General features: G+C 58.7%; 4 protein-coding genes and 2 pseudogenes. 4 read left to right on the top strand and 2 right to left on the bottom strand.

All coding sequences use genetic code 11. The features are described 5' to 3' along the window. Positions 1-276: 276 nt before the first annotated feature. Positions 277-1,770 (bottom strand): CoA-acylating methylmalonate-semialdehyde dehydrogenase, encoded by a 1,494-nt coding sequence (locus AC1D2P_RS30315; protein ID WP_477758588.1) that lies wholly within the window; start codon positions 1,768-1,770, stop codon positions 277-279. Between the two features lie 143 nt (positions 1,771-1,913). Further along, the gene (gene aptA, locus AC1D2P_RS30310) at positions 1,914-3,263 is read right to left on the bottom strand and encodes an omega-aminotransferase AptA (protein ID WP_046032949.1); all 1,350 of its coding nucleotides are present in this window, start codon (positions 3,261-3,263) and stop codon (positions 1,914-1,916) included. 124 nt (positions 3,264-3,387) lie between these two features. On the opposite strand from aptA, the pseudogene AC1D2P_RS30305 reads away from it, so the two are divergent. The 4 genes and pseudogenes from AC1D2P_RS30305 to AC1D2P_RS30290 all read left to right on the top strand — a co-directional run. Continuing rightward, positions 3,388-4,143, top strand: a pseudogene (locus tag AC1D2P_RS30305) (LysR family transcriptional regulator); the annotation flags it as partial. Between the two features lie 136 nt (positions 4,144-4,279). Beyond that, positions 4,280-4,930: a TetR/AcrR family transcriptional regulator gene (locus AC1D2P_RS30300; RefSeq protein WP_460163293.1), complete on the top strand. Its 651-nt coding sequence runs from the start codon at positions 4,280-4,282 to the stop codon at positions 4,928-4,930. Between the two features lie 7 nt (positions 4,931-4,937). Then, positions 4,938-5,519, top strand: a complete 582-nt coding sequence (locus AC1D2P_RS30295) for an IMPACT family protein (RefSeq protein ID WP_109785522.1) — start codon at positions 4,938-4,940, stop codon at positions 5,517-5,519. A gap of 532 nt (positions 5,520-6,051) precedes the next feature. Beyond that, positions 6,052-6,909, top strand: a pseudogene (locus AC1D2P_RS30290) (ATP-binding cassette domain-containing protein); the annotation flags it as partial. Positions 6,910-6,947 lie beyond the last annotated feature (38 nt).

Raw genomic sequence — 6,947 nt, 5'->3', positions numbered from 1 at the left:
GTAGCGGGAGGCGAATTCTACAGCGTTACACGCTGCTGTCAACACCTCTTTTTCAACTCCTTTCGGACTTCGATGAACTGAAGCCACTCACTGCCGAAAACTGCGTAACTCTTTGTTTACCAAGGAGTTTTCCGTTTCGACTGCGCCGGAAGTGGGGCGAATTATAGACATCCTGAATCTGCCGTCAACACTTAATTTCACAATTCTGTCATATGGGTCAAAAAACCCCGGAAACACAAAGGCCGGCCCCAAGGGGCCGGCCTTCTTCCCTTCTACTTACAAGCTAGGGAATGCGAATTGCGAAGCTTCATGGCTCGCGCGCTGCGGCCAGCGCTGAGTGATGGCTTTACGGCGCGTGTAGAAACGCACGCCGTCCGGGCCATAGGCATGCAAGTCGCCGAACAGCGAACGCTTCCAGCCACCAAAGCTGTGATAAGCCACCGGCACCGGCAGCGGCACGTTAACGCCGACCATGCCCACTTCGATTTCATCGCAGAACAACCGCGCCGCTTCACCGTCACGGGTGAAGATGCAGGTGCCATTGCCATACTCGTGATCGTTGATCAGCTGCATCGCCTCTTCCAGGCTTTTGACCCGAACGACGCACAACACCGGCCCGAAGATCTCTTCTTTATAGATGCGCATCTCTGGCGTGACGTTATCAAACAGGCAGCCACCCAGGAAGAAACCTTCCTCGTGACCCGCCACGGTCAGACCACGGCCGTCCACCACCAGCGTCGCGCCGGAAGAAACGCCGTCTTCTACATACCCGCTGACCTTGTCACGTGCCTGCCCAGTCACCAGAGGCCCCATGTCCAGACCACAGTTGGTACCCGCACCGATTTTCAGCGCCTTGATCTGCGGCACCAGTTTGGCCACCAACGCATCCGCCACCTGATCACCCACGCACACGGCCACGGAGATCGCCATGCAGCGTTCGCCACAAGAACCATACGCCGCGCCCATCAGTGCGCTGACAGCGTTATCCAGGTCTGCATCCGGCATCAGCACCGCGTGGTTCTTCGCACCGCCCAGTGCCTGGACGCGCTTGCCGCGCTTGGTGCCTTCGGCGTAGATGTATTCGGCAATCGGCGTCGAACCCACGAAACTCAGCGCTTTGACTTCCGGCGCTTCGATCAGCGCATCCACCGCAGCCTTGTCACCATGCACGACGTTCAGCACGCCTTTAGGCAGGCCGGCTTCCAGCAGCAGTTGAGCGATCAGCAGCGTGGAGCTTGGATCGCGCTCCGAAGGCTTGAGGATAAAGCAGTTGCCGCAGACGATCGCCAGCGGATACATCCACAGCGGCACCATCGCCGGGAAGTTGAACGGAGTAATACCAGCCACAACACCCAACGGCTGGAAGTCCGACCAGGCATCGATGTTCGGGCCGACGTTGCGGCTGTATTCGCCCTTGAGGATTTCCGGCGCTGCGCACGCAAATTCTACGTTCTCGATACCGCGCTTCAACTCACCCGCCGCATCTTCCAGGGTCTTGCCGTGCTCTTCGCTGATCAACTGAGCAATGCGGGCTTCGTTCTGTTCCAGCAGTTGCTTGAAGCGGAACATCACTTGGGCACGTTTGGCGGGCGGCGTGTTACGCCAGGCCGGGAATGCAGCCTTGCCGGCGTCGATTGCCTTCTGAATGGTTTCACGACTGGCCAATGGCAGTTTGCGAATGGCCTGGCCGGTGGACGGGTTGAACACGTCAACCGTGCGACCGTCTTCGGTCACCAGTTCGCCATTGATCAAATGCGGGATAAGGCTCATGTAGCGCTCCTGAAAAGTTGTCCACAGGCGCGCCCAATCAGACGCGCCTTCTATATAGATAGCTCTGGGTATAAACCAAGCCGTGATGGCGCCTGTGAATACGCCATCGCGAGCAAGCTCGGCTCCTACAGGTCTTGTTGAAATCAGTCGATCTTGTTCAGCACTTCGCCGACCGCGTCGAACAGACGATCAAGGTCTTGCGGCTTGCTGTTGAAGGTTGGGCCGAACTGCAGGGTGTCGCCGCCGAAGCGCACGTAGAACCCGGCTTTCCACAACGCCATGCCCGCTTCGAACGGACGCACGATCGCGTCGCCATCACGCGGTGCGATCTGGATGGCACCGGCCAGGCCGTAGTTACGAATGTCGATAATGTTTTTCGTGCCCTTCAGGCCGTGCAGCGCGTTTTCGAAATGCGGTGCAACATCGGCGACGCTCTGTACGAGGTTTTCCTTTTGCAGCAAGTCGAGTGCTGCCAGGCCAGCGGCGCAGGCCACCGGGTGCGCGGAATAGGTATAGCCGTGCGGGAATTCCACGGCGTACTCAGGCGTCGCCTGGTTCATGAAGGTCTGGTAGATCTCGGAGCTGGCAATCACCGCGCCCATCGGGATCGCGCCGTTGGTGACTTGCTTGGCGATGCACATCAGATCCGGGGTGACGCCAAAAGTATCGGCACCGAACATTTTGCCGGTACGGCCGAAACCGGTGATCACTTCGTCGAACACCAGCAGGATGTTGTGCTGATCGCAGATCTCGCGCAGACGCTTGAGGTAGCCCTGAGGCGGAACCAGCACGCCAGCGGAGCCGGCCAGTGGCTCGACGAATACGGCGGCGATGTTCGAAGCGTCGTGCAGTTCGATCAACTTCAACAGCTCGTCAGCCAGCGCGATACCGCCCAGCTCAGGCATGCCACGGGAGTAGGCATTGCTCGCCAGCAGTGTGTGCGGCAGATGATCAACGTCCATCATCGCCTGACCGAAAATCTTGCGATTGCCGTTCACACCGCCAAGGCTGGTGCCGGCGATGTTCACACCGTGGTAACCACGGGCACGGCCGATCATTTTGGTCTTGGTGGCCTGGCCTTTCAGACGCCAGTAAGCGCGAACCATCTTCACCGCCGTGTCAGCGCACTCGGAACCTGAGTCGGTGAAGAACACGTGATTCAGATTGCCCGGGGTCAGGTCGGTGATTTTCTCAGCCAGCTGGAACGACAGCGGATGGCCGTACTGGAAGCCTGGCGAGTAATCGAGCGTGCCCAATTGCTTGGCGACCGCTTCCTGGATTTCCTTGCGAGTGTGCCCGGCGCCGCAGGTCCACAGACCGGACAGCGAGTCATAAACCTTGCGGCCCTTGTCGTCGATCAACCAGCTGCCTTCAGCGCCGACAATCAGGCGCGGGTCGCGCTGGAAGTTACGGTTGGCGGTGTAGGGCATCCAGTGAGCATCAAGCTTGAGCTGGCTGGCCAGGGAAGTCGGGGCGTTTTCAGGCAAGTTCATGGGCAAAACCTCGCAGGGCAATAAGCGGCGTAGAGATCAAAAGCGTTCTTGCAGCTAAATTGCCACGGGGATAAAGTCTGTGAAATCCAACTTTTCTAACGTTCAGTCAGGCTACTACTAAACTATGAGCACCCGTCGCCCTGATCCACTCGCGCAAGTCAGCGACTTTGATATCCGTTTATTGCGGATCTTTCGCAGCGTGGTCGAGTGCGGCGGCTTCTCGGCGGCGGAAAGCGTGCTGGGGATCGGTCGTTCGGCCATCAGCCAGCAAATGAGTGATCTGGAACAGCGCCTGGGCTTGCGATTGTGCCAACGCGGTCGCGCCGGATTTTCCCTGACCGAAGAAGGTCGCGAGGTGTACCAATCGGCCTTGCAGCTATTAAGTGCGCTGGAAAGTTTCCGCACCGAGGTCAACGGCCTGCACCAACACTTGCGCGGCGAATTGACCATCGGCCTGACCGATAACCTGGTCACCCTCCCCCACATGCGCATCACCCACGCCTTGGCGCAATTGAAGGAACGCGGCCCGGACGTGCAAATCCAGATCCGCATGATCGCGCCCAATGAAGTTGAACAAGGCGTGCTCGATGGCCGTTTGCATGTCGGCGTAGTCCCGCAGGCCAGCGCGCTGTCAGGGCTGGAATATCAGCCGCTCTACAGCGAACGCTCGCTGCTGTACTGCGCGGTCGGACATCCGCTGTTTTATGTCGACGACAAACAACTCGATGACGAGCGTCTCAATAGCCAGGACGCGATTGCCCCGACCTTCCGCTTGCCGGCGGAGATCCAGGCCCATTACCAGGCGCTCAATTGCACCGCCAGCGCTTCGGACCGTGAAGGCATGGCGTTCCTGATCCTGACCGGCCGGTACATTGGTTGGTGACAGACCGGACGCCATCGCGAGCAAGCTCGGCTCCTACAAGTACAAAGGGTTTTATCGCGCAGGCTCTTGTCTGAATCCTGTGGGTGCGCTATCAACGCACTGGTTGCACCCACCTATTTGTCTGGAAGTGCCTATGACCTTTGAAGTCCCAGCTCACGGCGGCAAACCTGCCAGCCGCATTCGTCAGAAGAACGAAGAGACCATCATCAAAGCCGCCGAAGACGAGTTCGCCCGGCACGGGTTCAAAGGCACCAGCATGAACACCATCGCCCTGAATGCCGGGTTGCCCAAGGCGAACCTGCATTATTACTTCACCAACAAACTCGGTTTGTACGTGGCGGTGCTGAGCAACATCATCGAGTTGTGGGACAGCACCTTCAACACCCTGACCGCCGAGGATGATCCGGCCGAAGCGCTGACGCGTTATATCCGCGCCAAGATGGAGTTTTCCCGTCGCCAGCCACAAGCGTCGCGGGTCTTCGCCATGGAAGTGATCAGCGGCGGCGAATGCCTGACCGAGTATTTCAACCAGGATTATCGGGCCTGGTTCCAGGGCCGGGCGGCGGTGTTCCAGGCGTGGATCGACGCCGGCAAAATGGACCCGGTTGATCCGGTCAACCTGATCTTCCTGTTGTGGGGAAGCACTCAGCATTACGCCGACTTCGCCACACAGATCTGCCGGGTCAGCGGGCGTACCAAACTGACCAAACAAGACATGGAAGAAGCCGGCAACAATCTGATCCGCATCATCCTCAAAGGCTGCGGCCTGACCCCTGTTATTTAAGATCCCTATGCCTTTTACCCTCAGCGACTTTTGCGAATACCGCGAAGAGATTCGCAAAAGCCGCTTCATCACCTTCGCCGCACCGATTGCCAGCCCTGCTAACGCCCAGGCTTTCATCGAGCAACATAGCGATCTGAATGCTTCGCACAATTGCTGGGCGTGGAAGCTCGGCGATCAGTACCGCAGCAACGACGATGGCGAGCCCGGAGGCACCGCTGGCCGGCCGATTCTGGCCGCCATCGAAGCACAGGACTGCGACCAGGTCGCGGTGCTGGTGATTCGCTGGTATGGCGGTATTCAACTGGGCACCGGCGGCCTCGCCCGGGCCTATGGCGGCGGCGCCAACAAGTGTCTGCAAGCCGCGCCGAAGATTGAGCTGATCAGTCGCGTACCCGTCAGTTGTGCCTGCGCCTTCGGCGAACTGGCGCTGGTGAAACTTCGTGTGGCGGAACTGGGCGGGCTGGTGGTGGAAGAAACGTTCACCGCCAACGGCGTCGAACTGCAATTGGCAGTGGGGAAAGCGCAAATCAGTGCTCTGCAATCGCAGCTGGCGGACTTGAGTCGCGGGCGCATTGTGTTGCAGCACTGAACGCACCAACAACGTTCATCCTTATTCCGTCGACGTTAGAGATTTGCCCACATCTACTGTGCACCCGCCTGTGGATAACCTGAGCACAGGTGCCTGTAACCCTTCTGTCATGCGGGTTTGCGGGCTTTGTTCACTTTTCGTCCAATTCGCCATCACTCACCGTAAATTCGCGTAAAAACAAATAGTTAGCGCGGTTTATCACCTTTAGAAGATAGCCGTACAGTGCTTATGCCCGTCCTTTGAGCTTGCGCACAAATACTGTGGAGCAATCTGTGGATAACCCGTTCATGGCTGTCGCCGCCCCATATCTGGCATGGCTTGCGAGCAGTTGTTCGTTTTTTAACCAACTGCCGACGAGCAAAACCGGGGCCTGATCAATCGGTTTGCCCTGAAGTAGTGCCTGACTTAGCCTCGAGAGATAGCAATGCCTCGTCCTTGAGAGCCGTGCTTGCAGGGACTGCCGGCTTTCCTGACTCAATGGCCAGGAAATTGCTTTATCCACAGGCATCACTCCTGTCGACCCGAGTCAGTCATGCCCAACCCCGTGCCGATCCCCGATCAAACGCCGCGCCTGCACTTGCGCAGCATCAGCAAACGCTACCCCGGCTGCCTGGCCAACGACGCTATCGACCTGACCATTGCGCCTGGCGAAATCCATGCCCTGCTCGGGGAAAACGGCGCCGGTAAAAGTACGCTGATGAAGATCATCTACGGCGTCACCCAAGCCGATTCGGGAGAGATGATCTGGCAAGGGCAACGCGTGACCATGCGCAACCCCGCCCAGGCCCGAGGCCTTGGGATCGGCATGGTGTTCCAGCATTTCTCGCTGTTCGAAACACTGAGCGTGGCGCAAAACATCGCACTGGCGATGGGCCGGGCGGGTGGCACACCGAAACAGCTTGAACCGAAAATTCGTGAAGTGTCCCGACGTTATGGCATGGCGCTGGAGCCGGAGCGACTTGTCCACAGCCTGTCCATTGGCGAGCGGCAACGGGTAGAAATCATTCGCTGCCTGATGCAAGACATCCGCTTGCTGATCCTCGATGAACCAACCTCGGTGCTGACCCCGCAAGAGGCCGAGGAATTGTTCGTCACCTTGCGCCGACTCGCCGCCGAAGGCTGCAGCATTCTGTTTATCAGCCACAAGCTCGGTGAAGTCCGGGCGCTGTGCCACAGCGCGACCGTGTTGCGCGGCGGTCGAGTGGCCGGGCATTGCGTGCCGGCCGAATGCTCGGACCAACAATTGGCGCGGCTGATGGTGGGTGAAGCGGCAGAGTTGATAACGGACTACCCGAAGGTCGTGGCCAGCAATGCGTTCCTGGCTATTAACGGCGTGTCCTGGCCCAACCCCGACCCGTTCGGCTGCTCGCTCAAAGGCGTTGATCTTGAGGCCGTTCGGCTGCTCGCTCAAAGGCGTTGATCTTGAGG

It is taken from the genome of Pseudomonas sp. P1_F1_2 (genome assembly GCF_056405815.1).
The sequence above is the reverse complement of the archived record's forward strand: the minus strand, read 5'-3'. Positions and strand labels throughout refer to the sequence as shown.

Excerpts from the sequence above, each read along its gene's own strand:
- aptA (WP_046032949.1), bottom strand. The coding sequence starts at position 3,263 with ATGAACTTGCCTGAAAACGCCCCGACTTCCCTGGCCAGCCAGCTCAAG.
- AC1D2P_RS30300 (WP_460163293.1), top strand. The coding sequence starts at position 4,280 with ATGACCTTTGAAGTCCCAGCTCACGGCGGCAAACCTGCCAGCCGCATT.
- AC1D2P_RS30295 (WP_109785522.1), top strand. The coding sequence starts at position 4,938 with ATGCCTTTTACCCTCAGCGACTTTTGCGAATACCGCGAAGAGATTCGC.
- AC1D2P_RS30315 (WP_477758588.1), bottom strand. The coding sequence starts at position 1,770 with ATGAGCCTTATCCCGCATTTGATCAATGGCGAACTGGTGACCGAAGAC.